The organism is Brevibacterium antiquum (assembly GCF_016107655.1).
Lineage (GTDB): Bacteria > Actinomycetota > Actinomycetes > Actinomycetales > Brevibacteriaceae > Brevibacterium > Brevibacterium antiquum.
This window is the reverse complement of the sequence record NZ_JABASX010000001.1, coordinates 274,003-291,913: the sequence shown is the minus strand read 5'-3', so window position 1 is coordinate 291,913 and position 17,911 is coordinate 274,003. Positions and strand designations below refer to the sequence as shown.

Below are 17,911 nucleotides of genomic sequence, written 5' to 3'. Positions count from 1 at the left end.
GAACAGGAACAGAAAAATGCCTCGCGACCGGTTCTCTTCAGAACCGACCGCGAGGCATTGGAACTATCTGCCGAGTCCTACTCGAACGGATGTCACCGTGCTGCCGTCAGCCGACCACGCGAATGACCTTCGCTCCACGATCGAGCATCCAGCTGTAGCTGCGCTTCGTCGTGTTCGTCCGGGTCGAGCCCGCATCGTACATCTGCCCCTTGGTCTCAGAGATGATGCCGATGTGGCCCGGGATCCAGATCAGGTCGCCTGCTTTGGCTTGACTGGCAGGGATGACCGTGCCGGCGTTGCGCTGCTGGCTTGTTGTGCGCGGCAGTTTGATGCCGTGCTTGCCGTAGACGTACTGGGTGTAGCCCGAGCAGTCCCAGCCCTTCGTCGGTGAGGTTCCGCCCCAGACATACTTCACACCGAGGTGGGCTTTCGCTTCACTGACGATGGAGTCACGCTGAGCCTGGATCTTCTCAGCCTTGGACGGCTTGTCGTCGTCCTTGGACTTGTCCTCGTCCTTTTTGTCGTCCTTGGACTTGTCCTCGTCCTTCTTGTCATCCTTGGACTTGTCCTCGTCCTTCTTGTCATCCTTAGGCGCGTCCGACTTATCGTCGTCCTTGGACTTGTCCTCGTCCTTGGACTTGTCCTCGTCCTTCGAATCCTTGTCGTCACCCTTGGCGTCTTTGTCGTCTGTAGAACCTTCCCCGGAGTCTGCAGCCGAACCGCCATCGGTGGCGCTGTCCCCCGGTGGTGCCGACTCATCGGCACCACCGGAAGCGTTGGCATCATCGGTGTCACCCGGACCATTGTCGTCGACTACGCCGCCTTCAATGGTTCCGGTGGGCGAGAACTCTGTAGTTCCATAGCCCTCGGCCCAGACGAGTCGGGCACCTTCGAACAGCTGCTCTCCTCGTCCGTCCTTGTACACCGGGTTCGACGTGGGGTAACCAAGGTGGCCCTTGACGGTACCTTTGTCACCCCAATAGTTCAGGAGCGTGCCGGTGGTGTAGTGGGCACCGGTGTCCTTCGACCAGTAGATCTTGCCTTTCTGGAACGACTGCGCCGATCCCCCGTCCTTCAGGCCGCCCTTCTCTTGCGAGGTGGGCAGGCCCAGCTGGGTGACAGCGTCACCCTTGTACGAGTTCTTGATCGCTCCGGTCAGGTGGTACGCACCGGTCTTCTTGGACCAGTAGACGTTGCCCTTCTCGTAAGCGCGAGCACGTGCTCCGTCAACGCCTTTGACATCGTGTTCCTTGCCAGTGGCCTTGCCGAGTTCCTTCTTGTGGTCAGCAGCGTACTTCTCGATAGCAGTCTTGGGCTTCGGCGTTGCCTTCTTGCCGTCGTCCTTCTTGTCATCCTTCTTCTTGTCATCCTTCTTGCCGTCGTCCTTCTTCTCATCGGACGGCAGATCGCCGGACTTCATGATGTCGGTGACAGTTGAACGGATCTCGCCCATCTTGGAATAGAAGGCGTCACCAGGGCAGCTGGTGTTCGCGAGGTCGCGGTGCGCGACGACGGTCGACTTGCTCGGCTTGACGCCATCGAGCGAAAGCTTCCAGGCAATCGCCGAGGCGACAGCATCCCTGGTCTTCTTCGGCGGAGCCGACTTGTCATAGGAGCCGATCACCGAGATGCCGAATGTACCGGAGTTGTGGCCGGCCACGTGAGCACCGATGACGGCCTTCTTGATGTCACCGCCGCGTGCATGCCAGAGACGGCCGTACTTATCGGCGATGACGTTGTATCCGATGTCGTCCCAGCCTCGACCCGACTGGTGGTAGGACTGGATACCGCGCAGAACCGAGGGAACGTCTTCAGCCGAGTAGCTGTTCGAACCGGCGGTGTGGTGAACGACAGCCTGCTTGACGCTGCTGGCGTAGTCGGGGCTGCCGTTGTATGCCTTGGCACCCCACGAATCGCGCGAGCCGATCTTCGGCTTCGGCACCTTGGCGGATTTGGCCACGTTGTTCGTGGACGAGGAGCCGGGGACGTAGTTCTGATTGGTGACCTCGGCCTGACCTGATGCAGCCACTGTCTCGGTGCTCGCGGCAGCCTCGGCCGAGCCCGCAGTCGAGCCGGGAGTCGTCTCTGAGGTATCTGCTGCGTCTTCGGACGGATCGGAGCTCTGCGGCTCGATCTCTACCGGATCGTTCTCGGCCACGGCCGCAGCATCATTGGGATTCTGCTTCGGATCGACGAGAACGAGCTCGGCATCGCTGGGTGCCTTGTCGCCCAGAATGCGCATCTGCACACCGGAGGCCCGGTTGACGGTGAACGGCTCGGAACCTTCGTTCTTCGCCTGCTCCTGTTTCTCCTCGTCGAGCGACTGCCAGTTGCCCCAATCAGATCCGCTCTTGACGCGGACTTGGATGCGGATGTTGGCCGTCGACTCGGAGAAGGTGAAGCCGATCAGGCTGGGGTTCTTGGACGGAACGTCGAGGACGTCGGAGATCAGCGCGATGTTGACGCCGTCTTCGGTCTTCTGACGCACCGAGCCCGAGATGTCGTCGCTGTCCTTCGATCCCTCAGATGATTCAGAGCCCTCGGACTTCTCGTCCTCGGACGCGTCATCCTTCTTCTCGGAATCTTCAGCGGGTGCCGATGGGTCAGCCTTCGGGGTGGTGGCGTCCGATTCAGCGGCTTCGCTTTCACCCTCAGGTGCGGACAGTCCTGCAGAGACGGGGTTGACCGACCCTGTGGAACCGGCAGCAGCAGAGGCACCCGAACTTGCGTTGACGAGTGCTGGCACCTGTGTCGAGGCCGCAGCGGTCGGCGACTTGAAGATGTTCGGCAGGTTGCTGGTTGCGCTCTGGTTGGCGACGTTGGCAGAGGAGTCACTGGAATCACGGGCGCCGGGGACGTTGAGTCCGTCTTCGCTCACGCTCAGCGCCTCTTGGGTCACTTCCGGCTCAGTCGACGCCGCGAAGGCAGTCGGTGCCGTGACCGCTAAGGTGCCGACGAGTGCGACTGAAGCGCAGCCCGCGACTGTGGGCAATAAGTATTTCATCGTTACAGCCTTTTCGAGGAAGTCAGGGAAGTTCAGGCCCTGGAATCATCTCACCGTTGGTAGGACGGTGGGTAATCCCAACATCTCAAAATTGTTACACATATACGGCGTGTCAGACTAGCCAAATAACAAAATAACCAAATTACACCGGTGTGGTTCCCAGTGTTTGCAAGGGACACACCGAGGGAAAGTTTTTCCCGGAATCCTGTGCAATTCCCTGCTTCTCACGGCCAACGCACAAGGTCGGCCAGGTGATCGACATCTCAGGGCACGTAGCAGATGGCTCTCTCTGCGCTCTCTTCGCCCTCGTCAGAGCCGCCTTCACTACCGCTTTGCGCACTGACCTGGGTGTTGCTTCCAGCCGTGAGCCCCCGGCTCGCATTCACCCCTGCAACGGCTCCGGACGTATCGCCAGGCACGCTCTGGGCGCCTTTGTCCTTCTCAGCATCCTTAGATGATTTTTCGATCGTGTCCGCAATCAAGGACCTGGCTGCGTCGAAGTCAGGCTGTGATGGTGTCACGTTGGGCGGAGTGAGGTCAAGGGACTCGATCTTCTGCGACTTGACCTTCAGAGCCAGGTCCACGAAGTCGTCCACCTCTGAGGAGGGAATGTCCGTCGCCAGCGCTCCTGGGGTGGCTTTGGCGATCTCCTGATACCGAGTCAGAACGGTGGCGGGATCGAGCTGTTTGACCATCGCCGTCTGCACGCAGCGTTGCCGGACCATCCGCTCGTAATCGCTGGAGAACTCACGGGAGCGGGCGAACCACAGAGCATGGAAACCGTCGAGCTTCTGCTTGCCCGGCTCGATCCAACCCTTGACCGGGCCATGCTCGCCTGTGTTCGGATCAACCTTCGAAGAGATCGGCACCCGCTTACCCGAGACGAGTGTGATCCCGCCCAGGGAATCGATGAGGCTCTCGAACCCCTTGAGGTTGACCATGGCGAAGTACTGAACTTCGAGGCCGGTGATCGCCGAGGTGGCATCCATCGTGGCCTGCTCCCCTGCTCGCTTCGGGTTCTCGAACTCGTCCTTGTGTCGCTCACCTTGCTGGAAGACCGCGTTGAGCAGGCACTCGTCGCCGCAGTTGTACCCCTGCGGGTAGTACTGGTGCAACGGCGAGTCCTTGGGGAACGGCACGTTCTCCATATTGCGCGGAAGGCCGACGATGACCGTCTTGCCGGTCTTCGCATCGATCGAGACCAGGGACAGCGAATCCGGGCGGATGCCGGTGCGCCCCTTGCCGGCGTCTGAGCCGAGGAGAAGGATGTTGTAGCGACCATCGACGGGCTTCGCGGCCTTCCCGGAGGCGAAGAGGTCAGACATCAGTCCGCGCTGGGAGTCCAGCAGGGTCGTGCCCCAGGCCAGCGGGCCGACAACGACGAGGACCAGCGCGCAGAACGCGGCCAGGAAGCGCTTGCGCGCCCTCGCTGACAGTGTGACCAGCTTGATCCGGCGCAAGGTGTCGAAGAGGCACACGATCCAGTTGATGGCGATCACCGGCAGCCAGATCGTGAGGAACGTCAGCAGGAAGGGATTCGTGCCGATCGTGAAGAGGAACTTCTTGTCGATGAGAATCACGATCAGCGCAATGATCGCGAGGACCCAGGTGATTGCGGTGATCGACAGCGAGATCTTGGCCCAGCGACGAGACCGGAACAGCAGCTGCACTCCCCCGGGAATGAGGACTGTGACGAGGAGAAGAATCCACGCCCGTACATCCCTCGTCGGCTGTGAGGCGTACGACGGGTGATGAATGGGGTCGACGTATCTCGTTTCGGCCACTGACCTACCTTTACCTCGCGCTCGTTGCTGTTATGGCCACCGCGCGGACCTGAAGCCCGCGGCGACACAGACTACTGTGCCAAACCTTCTGGAGAGTCCACTGTGTTCATCCATTGTGGCGCGTGCGAACCCGGGATTCCGGCACATTTGCCCTGCGCATGTCGCGTCGTCGCAGGTGTACTTGATCACAGCCACGCGATCTGTGGGGCCCAGTCTGGGAGTCCAGGCCCTAAGAGGGCCACCGCCCGTCAGCGATGGCCCTCTTCCGCGAAGCCTGGTTTCTCACCGCCGAAGTAGGTTTCTCACCGCCGAGGCAGGTCTGGCCTCAGCCGATGAGTTTGCGCCCCATCACCATGCGCTGGATCTGATTGGTGCCTTCGTAGATCTGTGTGATCTTCGCATCACGCATCATCCGCTCGACAGGATGATCGACGACGTATCCGGCACCGCCGAGCAGCTGCACGGCATCGGTCGTGATCTCCATGGCTGCATCCGAGGCAAAGGCCTTCGCTGCGGCACCGAAATAGGTGAGGTCGTCGTCGAAGCGCTGGCTCTTGGCCGCAGCGGTGTAGGTCAGCGAACGAGCAGCTTCGAGCTTCATGCCCATGTCCGCGAGCATGAACTGGACTCCCTGGTTCGAGGCGATGGCCTTGCCGAACTGCTGGCGTTCCTTCACATAGTTCACCGCGTAGTCCAAAGCGCCCTGTGCGATGCCGACGGCCTGTGCAGCGATCGTCACGCGAGTGTGATCCAGAGTCCGCAGAGCGATCTTCAGTCCTTCACCGGGGTCACCGATGATGCGGTCACCGGGCAGACGGACATTGTCGAAGAGGAGTTCGCGCGTCGGCGATCCCTTGATGCCGAGCTTGCGTTCCTTCTCACCGAAGGTGAATCCCTCGTCGGACTTCTCGACGACGAAGGCCGAGATGTTGCGGCCACGCGCACCGTCCGGGTCGGTCACGGCCATGACGGTGTAGTAGTCGGAGACTCCGGCGTTCGTGATCCAGGTCTTGACACCGTTGAGGATCCAATCGTCGCCATCGGCCACGGCGCGTGTCTTCATCGAGGCAGTGTCGGACCCGGCTTCGCGTTCTGAGAGCCCGTAGGAGAATCCGGCCTCACCGCGAGCAACCTGCGGGAAGTACTTCGCTTTGATCTCTTCGCTGCCGCCGAGCTGGACAGGCATGCTGCCGAGCTTGTTCACGGCCGGGATCAGTGATGACGAAGCACATCCGCGTGCGACCTCTTCGATGATGATGGCCACTGCCAGCGCGTCAGCGCCCATCCCGCCGTGTTCCTCGGGGATGTGGGCGGCGAAGAAGTCGGTCTCGACCAGAGCGTCGTGGGCTTCCTGCGGGTAGCGGGAATCGGCGTCAACCTCGGCGGCGAAGGGAGTGATCTTCTTCTCGACGACGTTGCGCACTGCGGCGCGGATCTCTTCGTGTTCTTCGCTGGGCTGGTAGAGGTCGAACATCATTCTCCTATTACTGATCGATCGTTAAGTACTTCTATTATCGCCGCAGTGCCTGCCCTTTGTCGAGAGCGACCTGCCGCAGCTGGGTGCGATGCTCGTCGAGTCGACCCCGGATTGCCGCCGCTGCATCGGTGTCACCGGCGCCGAGGATTCGGGCGGCGAGGAGTCCTGCGTTCTTGGCTCCGCCGATCGAGACGGTGGCCACCGGGACGCCTCCGGGCATCTGCACGATCGAGAGCAGGGAGTCCATGCCGTCGAGGTATTTCAGCGGGACGGGAACGCCGATGACGGGCAGCGAGGTCATCGAAGCGATCATTCCGGGCAGGTGGGCCGCTCCCCCGGCGCCGGCGATGATGACGCGCAGGCCGCGGTCTGCGGCGGTCTTGGCCCATTCGACCATGTCCTCAGGCATGCGGTGGGCAGAGACGACTTCAGCGGTCGAGCCGATGCCCAGTTCGTCGAGGGCCTCGGCCGCGGCCTTCATCGTCGGCCAATCCGAGTCCGATCCCATGACGATTCCGACGGCTGCGAAGTTCTCGTTGCTCGTGGAGTCGTCGTCATTCGCTGGAGGCATTTCAGGCCCTTTCGTCGCTGGAGGTGGCGGCAGTGCCGGCGGAGTCATCGGCAGATGGCGTCGTGTTTGCGTCGAGATCTGCCGGGGCCGGCATCTGCGGATGTGGGTTGACGTCGACGCCGGCGATGAAGTCCGCGGCATGACGGGCGCGAGCCAGCACGAGACCAGCGTCCTGTCCGTAGGCGTTGACATGGCCGACCTTTCGGCCTGGGCGCACGCTCTTGCCGTAGAGGTGGACCTTGACCGCAGGGTCGTGGGCCATCACATGCAGATAGGGGTGATAGAGGTCGTCGTGGTCGGCGCCGAGGATGTTGACCATCACAGAGACGTCCTCACGGGCTGCGGGGCTGCCCAGGGGCAGGTCGAGGACCGCTCGAAGATGCTGTTCGAACTGGCTGGTTACGGCCCCGTCCTGGGTCCAGTGACCGGTGTTGTGGGGACGCATCGCAAATTCGTTGATGAGGAAGCCATCGGCGGTCTCGAACAGCTCCATCGCCATCACACCGGTGACGTCGAGGGCACCGGCGACCTTGAGGATCGCCTCGGTGATCTCTCTGGACTTGTCGGCCGCCAGTCCCGGTGCGGGAGCAATTGCTTCCTTGCACACGCCGTTCTGCTGCCAGGTCTCAACGACGGGCCACACCGCAGTCTGGCCCATCGGGGAGCGTCCGACCATGACGGCGAGCTCGCGGGTGAAGTCCACCTTCTCCTCGGCGAGCAGCTGCCCGACCTCCTCGAGCCAGGTCACGGCCTCATCGATGGTGTCGATGACACGCACGCCCTTGCCGTCATAGCCGCCGCGAGGCGTCTTGAGGATGAAGGGGAATCCGACTCGCTGTGCGAATGACTCGACATCGGTGCGCGAGGTGATCTCTGCCCAGGCCGGGTTCGGCAGGCCGAGCTCGTCCATTCTCCTGCGCATGAGGATTTTGTCCTGAGCGAAGATGAGGGCCTGCGGTCCCGGGCGGACGGCGTGGCCCGCCTCGGCGAGGGCCTGCAGATGTTCTGGCGGAACATGCTCATGGTCGAAGGTCACCACGTCGACCGTCTCGGCAAAGGCCTTGAGGGTCGCGAAGTCCGTATAGTCTCCGACGCTCACCTCATTGATGACCTGGGTGGCCGGGGCATCAGCGGTCTCAGCGAGGACTGAGAAACGGACGCCGAGGGCTTCTGCGGCAGGGGCAAACATACGTGCCAATTGGCCGCCGCCAATGACACCAACACGAGGAAAAGTCACGTACACCATCCTATCGTCCGCTGCGGACATGAGATGCGCAGGTTCAGCATTCGAGCTCGGATGAGGAGATCAGCCTCAGGTGGAACGACGCAGTCTCCACAGCGAAGTGACTTCGGCCCCGCGAGCCCTGTGGAGTTCGTCCTCGGCATCCGCGGCACGGGGGTGGCGCGGGGTCGTGTCGTGTCGATCGTGGACGCGCAGGCCCGCAGCGGTGATGCGTTCGAGCAGTTCCTCCCGGGCCCGCAGGCCCAGATGCTCGGCGAGGTCGGACAGAATCAGCCATCCCTCGCCCGCCGGGCTCAGGTGCGCGGCCAGCCCGTCGATGAAGCGGTGGAGCACATCGGATCCCGGGTCGTAGATGCCGGCCTCGAGGGCAGACGTCGGCCGGGCGGGCAGCCACGGCGGGTTGCACACGATGAGGTCGGCGCGTCCCTGCGGGAAGAGATCGGCCTCGACCACCTCGGCGGATGAGGCGAGACCGAGGCGGCCCAGATTCTCTTGTGCACACGTCACCGCACGCGGATTGATGTCCGTGGCCACGACCCGGTCGACACCGCGGCGCAGCAGCACAGCGGCGAGGACGCCGGTGCCCGTGCCGAGGTCGAAGGCCGTCTTCGGTGCGCATGTCTGCGGTGCGGAAGAGTTCGATGTGGGTGAGTTCGGTGTGGAGGAGATGCCGGTGCCGGAGTCGGGAAACGGTGTCTGTGCGACGAGGTCGACGTATTCGCCGCGGATCGGGGAGAACACGCCGTATCGCGGGTGGATGTCCTCGCCAAGGGCGGGAATGGCCACGCCCCTCAGCTGCCACTGGTAAGCACTGAGCACCCCGTTCAGCTCGGTCAGCGAGACGCACATCGGTCCTGTCGATGGGCCGTAGGCGGCCTCGCAGGCCAAGCTCACCTCGGGAGCACGGCGCAGGTTCAGCAGGTAGCCGCCGTCGAGTTCGACGATCAGTGCACCAAGCAGACGGGCTCGTTCAGCAATGTAGCGACGCTGTGCTTCGAAGGCACCTGCACCGCTGAGGCCTCCCGCATCGCCGCCGGGGTTGTCCAGCTTGCGGCGAGAGCGCTTGCCGGCTCCATGTTTGCCGCCGCCGCGGCGAGCACTGTGGCGTTTGAAGCGGCGGTCCATCGCCTGCAGCAGCTGACGGCCGTTGTGATAGTCCCCGCGCCACAGCAGCCCGGTCCCCGATCGGGCCAGACGGTAGGCGGCATCGGCGGTGATGTCGTCGCTGATGACAGTCACCTGTGCCGGGGCGGCCGACTGGTTCTCCGAATGCCAGGTCGCCGATCGTTGGGCTCCGTCCTCGGTCCAGCCGAGTGCAGTCGCCGACGGTTCGGGTTCTGTCACTGTGGGTTCCTGAATGCTCTGTTCATCGAAAGGCTCTGTTCATCACACAACTCTGTTCACGGACCCGACTCACACCACGAGCAGGGGAATGTGGAGTTCGCGTTCCGTCGTCGACCCGTGGTGGCCGATGAGCGCGATAGCGGAGGCGGACTCGTTGTCCGAGTCGACGATGGCGAATTCGTCCTGGCAGATGACCACGAAGTCCCCGATGCGCTGGCGGAAGCGGGGGTCGACGGGACCGAAGTAGCCGCGCCGGATGACCTCATGGCGGCTGAGGATGAGCGCCCTGTCCCCCACTGTCTCGGTCCACGCCGAGTAGATGTCGGCCTCGGCGCCCTCCTCGGCATAGAGGTGTACGGCGCGCGGTTCGCCGCCGACATGCCTGACGCCCTGCCGCAGTTCGGGGGCATCGGCAAGGTCGAGACGCAAGTTGTGGTCGATGTCGACCATGCCGTGATCGGCGGTGACGATCATCGACGAATCGGCAGGCAGACCGTTGGCCAGCTGCGACAGTGCCAGGTCGACGTGTTCGAGCTCCTCGGTCCACTGCGAGGAGTTCGATCCGTGGACGTGGCCCGTCTTGTCGAGGTTGCCCCAGTAGAGGTAAACCAGCCGACGGCCAGGAGCCTTCGCCTCTTCGATGGCCTGAGCGCAGCGCTGTTCGAGCGTTTTCGAAGCCCGGAACCGGCCCCCACGCAGGGAAGCCCGATTCAGGCCGCGACCGGCGAACTTCGCCTCGCCGAGGCTGACCACGTCGACCTCGGCCGCGGTGAGTCGCTCGAACAGGGTCGCATCGGGCACCCAGGCAACCGGGTCGACGTCGAGGTCCCAGGTCAGCTGGTTGAACACAGCGTCTTTGGCTGGGTCGAGGACGCGGTATCCGACGACGCCGTGGCCACCGGGCAGACGCCCTGTGGCCAAGGAGGACAAGGAGTTCGCGGTCGTCGAGGGGAACCCTGTGGACAGGGTCCGTCGTGAGGCCGCCAGGGACCGGAAGAATGGAGTGTAGCCGCTGTACTGCTTGAGCTGGCTCTCCCCCATACCGTCGATGAGGACGACGATCGTCGTCCTCGAATCCCGGTCAAGGCCCAGCGACTGTGCCCGAGCACGCGCCGAATCATCGAAGATGTCCCCCGCGCCGAGGCTGAGGGCCGCGGCGGGAACCACGTCGGAGAGGATAGGCCCGGAGTAGTCGGGTGGCCCCGTCAGGGGTGAAGTGCTCGCATCTGCCATCAGCGGCGAGACCGCAGCCTGGCTTGGAACACCGCGGCACGCAGCTTTCCGGCGAATTCTCCGATGCGATCAACTGCCGCCTGACCTTCGGCCTCGGCGGACACGCGCAGCATGACGTCTTCAGAGAAGATGGATCCACCGTAGCCGTGATCGGCCGCGCAGTCCGGGTCACCACAGGTCTCCGGGAAGGCTTCGATCCGTCGAGAGGCGCCCCATGACATGGTCAGAGACACCTCGACGGGCTTGTCGCCGGGAATGAATGCAGCAGGGTCGGCAAACGTCCGGCCGACCATGACGGTGCCGAGACGCTCGAGTTCGATGTCCTCGCTGCTCGTCACGGCCCGCGGTTTGGAACCGGGTGCAGCGTTCGGGTCATCGTCGACGTGCGCAAGCAGCAGACGTGTCTCGGTGAGCACGAAGGCGGTGACGTGACGGTGGATGGATTCGATGTCGACATGCGTGTCGATGTGAACGAAATGAGCGAGCACCGGTTCGTCGAACAGAGAATCAGCCAGAATCCCCTGTGTGAGCTGTGGGTAGTATCCGGCCGACTGCAGATCGTGAACGAGAACTTCGGGTAAAGCCATGACTCCCATTGTGCCGTACTCGCCCGCCTCTTCCCACTTCGCCCCATTCCTTCGGCTCCCGTTCTGCGACCTTGCAGGTCATGTACGGCCCGGGGTCTTCGCCATCCGCTTATGCTGGGAGCATGGAAAACTATCCTTCCGAGTGGGAAGCCGATGTCGTCCTGCGCGATGGCGGCACCGCCCATCTGCGTCCCATCGTCCCTGGCGATGCCGACGCACTCTCGAAGATGCATGAGGCCCAGTCGCCCGAGTCCATCTACCTGCGCTTCTTCGCCCCGCTGCCCCGGTTGCCCAAGCGCGATCTGGACCGGTTCGTCACCGTTGACCATCGCGACCGAGTGGCCATGATCATGCTGGTCGGATCCGATATCATCGGCGTCGGCCGCTTCGACAAGATCTCAACCACCTCCGCCGAGGTGGCCTTCAATATCGCCGATGCCCACCAGGGACGCGGCATCGGTTCGATCCTCCTTGAGCATCTCGCCGCCGCAGCCCGGGATCTGGGGATCCGCAGGTTCACCGCCGAGGTGCTGCCTCAGAACCGATCCATGCTGCAGGTCTTCCAGGCCGCCGGCTACGAGGTCTCACGCGGTTTCGACGACGGCGTCGTGGCCGTGAACTTCGACATCGACCCGACGGCACGGTCGATCGAGGTCCAAGCCTCTCGGGAGCACCGCGCCGAGGCACTGAGCGTGCGCACGGTCCTCCACCCCACCTCGGTGGTGGTCATTGGCGCCAGCCGCAAACGCAACTCCACCGGCCATCTCCTGATCCGCAACATCACCTCGGCGAAGTTCACCGGCGACCTCTGGGTCGTCCACCCGGAAGTGGACCAGATCGCCGGAGTCCAGGCGTATCCGAGCCTGGATGATCTGCCCGGCAAGGCAGACCTCGCCGTCATCGCTGTGCCTGCGGAGTCCGCCACCGAGGTGGTCCAGGAGTGCGCGGCCCACGGGGTCAAAGCGGTCCTCGTCATCTCCTCGGGATTCGCCGAGACCGGTGAAGCCGGGGCCGAGCTGCAGCGCCAGATGGTCTCCACCGCCCGCGCCTACGGGATGCGCGTGGTCGGCCCGAACTCGTTCGGCCTCGTCAACGAGTCCGAGAACATCTCGCTGAACACATCGCTGGCTCCGTTCCTGCCGGCATCGGGCACGCTCGGCCTGTTCAGCCAGTCGGGCGCGTTGGGCACCGCTCTGCTGGCGGCGGCGAAGAAGCGCGGACTCGGCATCTCCACATTCGTCTCCGCAGGCAACCGCGCCGACCTCTCCGGCAACGACGTCCTCCAATACTGGGAGGAGGATCCGGCGACGAAGACCGTCGGCCTCTACCTCGAATCGATCGGCAACCCGCGCAAGTTCGCCCGCATCGCCCGCCGGGTCTCACGCGTCAAACCAGTCGTCGTCATCAAATCCGACCTCACCGGCCGCGAGCTGCCGCCCGGGCACATCGTGCGCACCTCGTCCCTGGCACCGAACACCCTCGACCAGGTGCTCGGTCAGGCCGGCGTGATCAGAGCCGATACGATCCACCAGCTCTTCGACTTAGCCCAGGTGTTCTCGACCCAGTCCCTGCCCGCGGGCAGGCGCCTGGGAGTCGTCGGCAACTCGGCGGCGATGGCCACCCTCGTCATCCAGCGAGCTCGCTCCGAGGGTCTGCACGTCGAAGCCGACCCGGTGTCTCTGCACCCGGAGGTCGAGGCAGAGACGTTCCGAGACGAGCTCGAGGCGATGTATGCCCGCGCGGACATCGACTCCGTGATCGTCACCTTCACCCCCTCGGCCGGAGCAGAGGAATCCGAGATCGCGGCCCACCTCGCCGAGGCGGCGGCCCGTTCGCAGAAGACGACCGTGGCCTGCTTCCTCGGCATCCAAGGTGTCCAAGACGAGCTGACCACTCATCTCAGCGACAGCGAAGGCAACCGCAACTCGCACACCGTACCCAGCTACGTCGGCCCCGAAGACGCTGTATGGTCCCTGGCCAGAGCCACCGACTACGCCCGCTGGCGAGGCGCTGACCACGGCCGTTTCCTTGAGGTCGAAGACCTCGACGACAAGGGCGTGCGCACTATCATCGAATCCGCACTCTCCGAGGCCCAGACAGGCCGACCCGTTCGGCTCGAGCGGGATCAGGCGAGGGCTCTGCTGTCCTGCTACGGGATCGAGGTGCTGCCCCACATCACCGCCGCCTCGGTGGACGAAGCCCTGTCCGCTGCCGACGACATCGGCTATCCGGTCGCGCTCAAGGCCGTATCGACCACGCTGCGCCATCGGATGGAGCTGGGTGGTGTGCGACTGAACATCGACTCACCGGAGGAGCTGCGCGAGGACTTCCAAGCGATCCAGGAGACCATCAGCTCCCTACTCGTCGACGAGGACCCTCTGGTCGACGTGCAGGCCATGGCTCCCCCGGGAGTGCCCTGCGTCATCCGTGCCGGCGAGGACCGGCTGCTGGGGCCGTTGCTGTCGTTCTCCCTGGCCGGGGATACGACGGAGCTGCTCGGCGATGTCGAACATCGCGTGGCCCCGTTGACGGACAAAGATGCTGAGGACATGATCCGATCGGTCAAGTCCTCGCCGAGGCTGTTCGGCTATCGGGGTCTGCCGCCGGTGAATATCGATCCGCTCAAGGATGTGCTCGAACGCCTGTCGGTGCTCGTCGAGAGGCACCCGCAGATCCTCGAACTCGAAGTCCATCCCATGGTCGCCACCGTGACCGGCGGACATCTTCTGAGTGTGAGGATTGATCTGCTCACCGATTCCACACGGATCGATTCGACGCGGAGACTGCTCAGCTGACCCGCCCGGGGAATTCAGATGCGGCCCATTTAGTGAGAACCGACTGTCAGTTTGGCGAGTCTTATACCAATTCTTGTCTATTGCAGGTAGTGTCTGTATCCGTTCGGCACGAAACGTTATGAATTCGTGTTTTAGTGTGTGGCCATACATTGGCCATAGTCTGTGGCCAGCCACTGGCCATCCACCATCCAAAAGGCACCTGCACTGCGGGTGCCTCACGAGAGTGAGGCCTGAAAGAAATGATTTCACGAAGAGACGTCGTCACCGACTCCGCGATTGCTGTAGTCGCCGAACAGGGAGTTCGTGGACTCACCCACAGGGCAGTCGATGCCCTCGCCGAGTTGCCCGTCGGCTCGACATCGAATGTCTACCGCACCCGTGATGCTCTCATCACTGGAATCATGGAGCGCATCGGAGACCTCAACTCGCAGCAGCTCGACCGTCTGCCGGACATGTTCCGGGACAGCGGAAAGTCCGCGCTGGAGATCTCCGTCGATTTCTGCATGAACTGGCTGACCACCGACCGGAACCGCTTCTACACGATGATCATGCTCAGCCTCGACCCGGCCCTGCCCGACGAAGCCTTGGCCGCGAAGCAGAAGAACACCGCGAAGATCGACGAGTTCGTCATGCGACTGGCCAAAGTCGATGCTGAGATGGCTCGCACGATGAACAGCTCCGTGATGGGAATGATGATCACCGAACTGATCGCAGGAACGGCCGATCGCCCCCACGTAGAATCGTTCATGGGGCAGTTCCTCACGTGGGTGGCCAGCAACACGACGCAGGCCTGACCTCAACACGACGCAGGCCTGACCTCTCCGAACGGACCTGAACTCTTCGGACCTGAGCTCCTCGCTGGCACAGTTCTGAAGCCGCTGCGACGCACAGACGCTCACACACTTCGACAACACACGCGCGCCCCGATCTTCACACCGCGGACGCTTTCAGACAACGACACGGACGCCCCGGAAATGCGGGCTTGAGCCGTAGAACTCAAATCGAACGCTAGAATCGACGGGTGCTCTCCGTTGTCGATGCCGAACCTCGGCGTGTGAGAGAGCACCCGGAGCGGAAAATTCGTGCGTCAAAGGAGTTCCATGACCGAAGGCAGAGTCATCGATGTCGACGTCTCGTCAGAGATGGAGAGTTCGTTCCTCGAATATGCGGTCTCGGTCATCCACTCCCGCGCCCTGCCCGATGCCAGGGATGGGCTGAAGCCCGTCCAGCGTCGCATCGTCTACCAGATGGGCGACATGGGTCTGCGCCCCGAGCGTGGGCATGTGAAGTCCTCTCGCATCGTCGGCGATGTGATGGGCAAGCTGCACCCGCACGGTGACACTGCGATCTACGATGCGCTGGTGCGCCTGAGCCAAAGCTTCATCATGCGCGTACCGCTCGTCGACGGCCATGGAAACTTCGGTTCCCTCGACGACGGTCCTGCCGCCCCGCGTTACACGGAGGCCCGGCTGACCTCGGCTTCCATGCAGATGATCGCAGGCCTCGATGAGGACGTCGTCGACTTCGTCGGGAACTACGACAACACACTTACCCAGCCCGAGGTTCTGCCCAGCGCGTTCCCGAATCTGCTCATCAACGGCACGTCCGGAATCGCCGTGGGCATGGCCACCAATATGGCTCCGCACAATCCGGGTGAGGTCATCGCCGCCTGCTGCCACCTGATCCGCAATCCTGAGGCCGGCCTGGCCGAGCTGATGCGCTTCATCCCCGGCCCCGATCTGCCCACCGGCGGACGGATCATCGGCCTCGATGGGGTCCGTGAGGCCTACGAGACCGGTCGCGGTACGTTCCGCACCAGAGCCACGGTCTCGATCGAGAACATCAATGCCCGCCGCAAGGGCATCGTCGTCACCGAGCTGCCCTACCTCGTGGGACCGGAGAAGGTTGTGTCCAAGGTCAAGGACGCTGTCGGGGCGAAGAAGCTCACCGGCATCGCTTCGATCGATGACTACTCGGACCGCAAGAACGGAATGCGTCTGGTCATCGGCATCAAGAACGGGTTCAACCCGGAGGCAGTCCTCGCTGAGCTCTACCGGCAGACCCCGCTCGAGGAATCGTTCAGCATGAACAACGTCTGTCTCGTCGACGGCCAGCCGCGGACACTGGGTCTGCGCGAACTGCTGACCGTCTACCTCGCCCACCGCATCGACGTCATCCGCCGCCGCACCGTGTTCCAGCTGCGCAAGGCCAAGGACCGCCTCCACCTCGTCGAGGGTCTGCTCATTGCGATCCTCGACATCGACGAGGTCATCCAACTCATCCGCTCCTCCGACGATGCGGCCACGGCGCGCACACGTCTGATGGACGTCTTCGAGCTCTCGGAGCTCCAAGCCACCTACATCCTCGATCTGCAGCTGCGCAGGCTGACCAAGTTCTCGCGCATCGAGCTCGAAGCCGAGCGTGACGAGCTGCGTAAGAAGATCGACTACCTCGAGGACCTGCTCGCCGATGAGGCCAAGCTGCGCGAACTCGTCGCCACGGAGCTCGAGGCGACGGCGGAGGCCATCGGCTCGCCTCGGCGCACGGTTCTCATCGAAGGATCGATGAAGGAGCTCTCAGCCAAGGGCAAGAAGGCTCAGTCTGACCTCAAGATCGCCGACGCTCCCTGCCGGGTCCTCCTCTCGACCTCCGGGCGCATCGCCCGAACCGCTGATGCCTCGGCATTGCAGAGGATCGGGAAGCGCTCGAGCCATGATGCGCTGCGCTCGGAGATCGTGTCGACGACTCAGGGCAAGGTCGGTGCGGTGACCTCGACAGGTCGTCTGCACATGGTCGATGTCGTCGACCTGCCGGCTCTGCCGCCGGCCGCAACACGTCCGAACGTCGCCGGCGGCGTCAAGATCGCCGACTACGTGACGCTGGAGAAGAATGAGACGGTCCTCGGTCTCATCGACCTCGACCGTGAGTTCGTCGTCGGCACCGCAGGCGGAGTCGTCAAACGTGTGTCCGTGGCTGCCAGGCCGAACAAGAGCGAGTGGGAAGCGATCACACTCAAGGGCAAGGACTCCGTCATCGGCGTTGCTCAGCCGAAGGACATCGATAAGTCCCTGGCGGTGTTCGTGACCTCGAATGCGCAGCTGCTGGCCTTCGATGCCTCCGGGCTGCGGGCACAGGGCTGGAACGCCTCAGGTGTGGCTGGGATGAAGGTCGCCGCCGATGCGCGCGCGCTGTTCTTCGGCATGACTCCCAAGGAAGCCAAGACCGACGAGGACGGCGACGCCGACACCAGCGTCGGCACGTTCGCCGTGGTCACAGTCGCCAGTGGCGAGAACTTCTACGGCGCACCATCGTCATCGATCAAGGTCAGCGACTTCTCCGAATATCCGACCAAGGGCCGTGCGACCTCGGGTGTGCGTGCCCACAAATTCCTCAAGGGCGAAACCGAGCTGTCCCTGGCCTGGGTCGGCGATACCCCGCAGGCGGCTGCCCAGGCAGGAGGGGCCAGGACCCTTCCAGCCGAGATGTCCAAGCGCGATGCCACAGGCTCGCCCCTCGAGTCCAAGATCGACGTCATCGGAACGGTTCCTCGCCTCGGCGGCGCCGAAGATCCTGTCGGCGACGGTGCTGCCGGTGGCGGCTCCGCTGCGGGTGGCGAGCCCGGCGGAGGTTCGACGTCCCCGGCTGCGACCCGCACGCAGGGATTGGCGACGAGCTTCGACGAGCTCGATCTCGACCTTGATGACGGGCGTGATCTCGATGAGGCGAAAGAAGAGATCGCCCGTTCGAAGATCGACTCCGACGACGTCGTCATCGTCTCCCATGACGACGATGACGACGACACAGCGCTGTTCTGAGGAATTGGCGAGGAAATCTGAGGAATTGGCGAGGAAAAGCTGCCCTGCCGTCAGCAGT

11 protein-coding genes are annotated in these 17,911 nt (G+C 63.3%); 3 read left to right on the top strand and 8 right to left on the bottom strand.

Features of this window, described 5'->3' with window-relative positions; all coding sequences use genetic code 11:
• Positions 1-106: 106 nt before the first annotated feature.
• The 8 genes from JFC13_RS01285 to JFC13_RS01250 form a co-directional block, all read right to left on the bottom strand.
• Positions 107-3,004: an NlpC/P60 family protein gene (locus JFC13_RS01285; RefSeq protein WP_232488033.1), complete on the bottom strand. Its 2,898-nt coding sequence runs from the start codon at positions 3,002-3,004 to the stop codon at positions 107-109.
• A 263-nt stretch (positions 3,005-3,267) separates the two neighbouring features.
• Positions 3,268-4,788: an LCP family protein gene (locus JFC13_RS01280; protein WP_198395303.1), complete on the bottom strand. Its 1,521-nt coding sequence runs from the start codon at positions 4,786-4,788 to the stop codon at positions 3,268-3,270.
• Positions 4,789-5,113: 325 nt separating this feature from the next.
• Positions 5,114-6,262 carry an acyl-CoA dehydrogenase family protein gene (locus JFC13_RS01275; RefSeq protein ID WP_143921457.1) on the bottom strand — a complete coding sequence of 383 codons (1,149 nt, stop codon included), beginning with the start codon at positions 6,260-6,262 and terminating at the stop codon, positions 5,114-5,116.
• A gap of 37 nt (positions 6,263-6,299) precedes the next feature.
• A complete protein-coding gene (gene purE / locus JFC13_RS01270; protein WP_198395302.1) occupies positions 6,300-6,836 on the bottom strand; it encodes a 5-(carboxyamino)imidazole ribonucleotide mutase in 537 nt (178 codons plus the stop codon).
• Position 6,837: 1 nt separating this feature from the next.
• Positions 6,838-8,082 (bottom strand): 5-(carboxyamino)imidazole ribonucleotide synthase, encoded by a 1,245-nt coding sequence (locus JFC13_RS01265; protein ID WP_198395301.1) that lies wholly within the window; start codon positions 8,080-8,082, stop codon positions 6,838-6,840.
• A gap of 66 nt (positions 8,083-8,148) precedes the next feature.
• The gene (locus JFC13_RS19775) at positions 8,149-9,423 is read right to left on the bottom strand and encodes a methyltransferase (RefSeq protein WP_198395300.1); all 1,275 of its coding nucleotides are present in this window, start codon (positions 9,421-9,423) and stop codon (positions 8,149-8,151) included.
• 69 nt (positions 9,424-9,492) lie between these two features.
• Entirely contained in the window at positions 9,493-10,656 is a 1,164-nt protein-coding gene (locus JFC13_RS01255; protein ID WP_198395299.1) for an alkaline phosphatase family protein, read from the bottom strand.
• Complete coding sequence (locus JFC13_RS01250) at positions 10,656-11,243, bottom strand: DUF5998 family protein (RefSeq protein WP_143921215.1); 588 nt, start codon at positions 11,241-11,243, stop codon at positions 10,656-10,658. Before JFC13_RS01250 ends, JFC13_RS01255 begins: the two co-directional genes overlap by 1 nt.
• A gap of 122 nt (positions 11,244-11,365) precedes the next feature.
• Between JFC13_RS01250 and JFC13_RS01245 the strand changes: the two genes are divergently transcribed.
• The 3 genes from JFC13_RS01245 to JFC13_RS01235 all read left to right on the top strand — a co-directional run bounded on the left by JFC13_RS01245 (position 11,366) and on the right by JFC13_RS01235 (position 17,853).
• Positions 11,366-14,038: a bifunctional acetate--CoA ligase family protein/GNAT family N-acetyltransferase gene (locus JFC13_RS01245; protein ID WP_198395298.1), complete on the top strand. Its 2,673-nt coding sequence runs from the start codon at positions 11,366-11,368 to the stop codon at positions 14,036-14,038.
• 239 nt (positions 14,039-14,277) lie between these two features.
• Positions 14,278-14,832, top strand: coding sequence for a TetR/AcrR family transcriptional regulator (locus JFC13_RS01240; protein WP_198395297.1), 555 nt, complete (start codon positions 14,278-14,280; stop codon positions 14,830-14,832).
• A gap of 306 nt (positions 14,833-15,138) precedes the next feature.
• A complete protein-coding gene (locus tag JFC13_RS01235) occupies positions 15,139-17,853 on the top strand; it encodes a DNA gyrase/topoisomerase IV subunit A (protein WP_198395296.1) in 2,715 nt (904 codons plus the stop codon).
• The last annotated feature ends 58 nt before the right edge of the window (positions 17,854-17,911 follow it).

Coding starts and splice junctions, on each gene's coding strand:
- JFC13_RS01285 (WP_232488033.1), bottom strand. CDS start 3,004: ATGAAATACTTATTGCCCACAGTCGCGGGCTGCGCTTCAGTCGCACTC.
- JFC13_RS01275 (WP_143921457.1), bottom strand. CDS start 6,262: ATGTTCGACCTCTACCAGCCCAGCGAAGAACACGAAGAGATCCGCGCC.
- purE (WP_198395302.1), bottom strand. CDS start 6,836: ATGCCTCCAGCGAATGACGACGACTCCACGAGCAACGAGAACTTCGCA.
- JFC13_RS01265 (WP_198395301.1), bottom strand. CDS start 8,082: ATGGTGTACGTGACTTTTCCTCGTGTTGGTGTCATTGGCGGCGGCCAA.
- JFC13_RS01255 (WP_198395299.1), bottom strand. CDS start 10,656: ATGGCAGATGCGAGCACTTCACCCCTGACGGGGCCACCCGACTACTCC.
- JFC13_RS01250 (WP_143921215.1), bottom strand. CDS start 11,243: ATGGCTTTACCCGAAGTTCTCGTTCACGATCTGCAGTCGGCCGGATAC.
- JFC13_RS01245 (WP_198395298.1), top strand. CDS start 11,366: ATGGAAAACTATCCTTCCGAGTGGGAAGCCGATGTCGTCCTGCGCGAT.
- JFC13_RS01240 (WP_198395297.1), top strand. CDS start 14,278: ATGATTTCACGAAGAGACGTCGTCACCGACTCCGCGATTGCTGTAGTC.
- JFC13_RS01235 (WP_198395296.1), top strand. CDS start 15,139: ATGACCGAAGGCAGAGTCATCGATGTCGACGTCTCGTCAGAGATGGAG.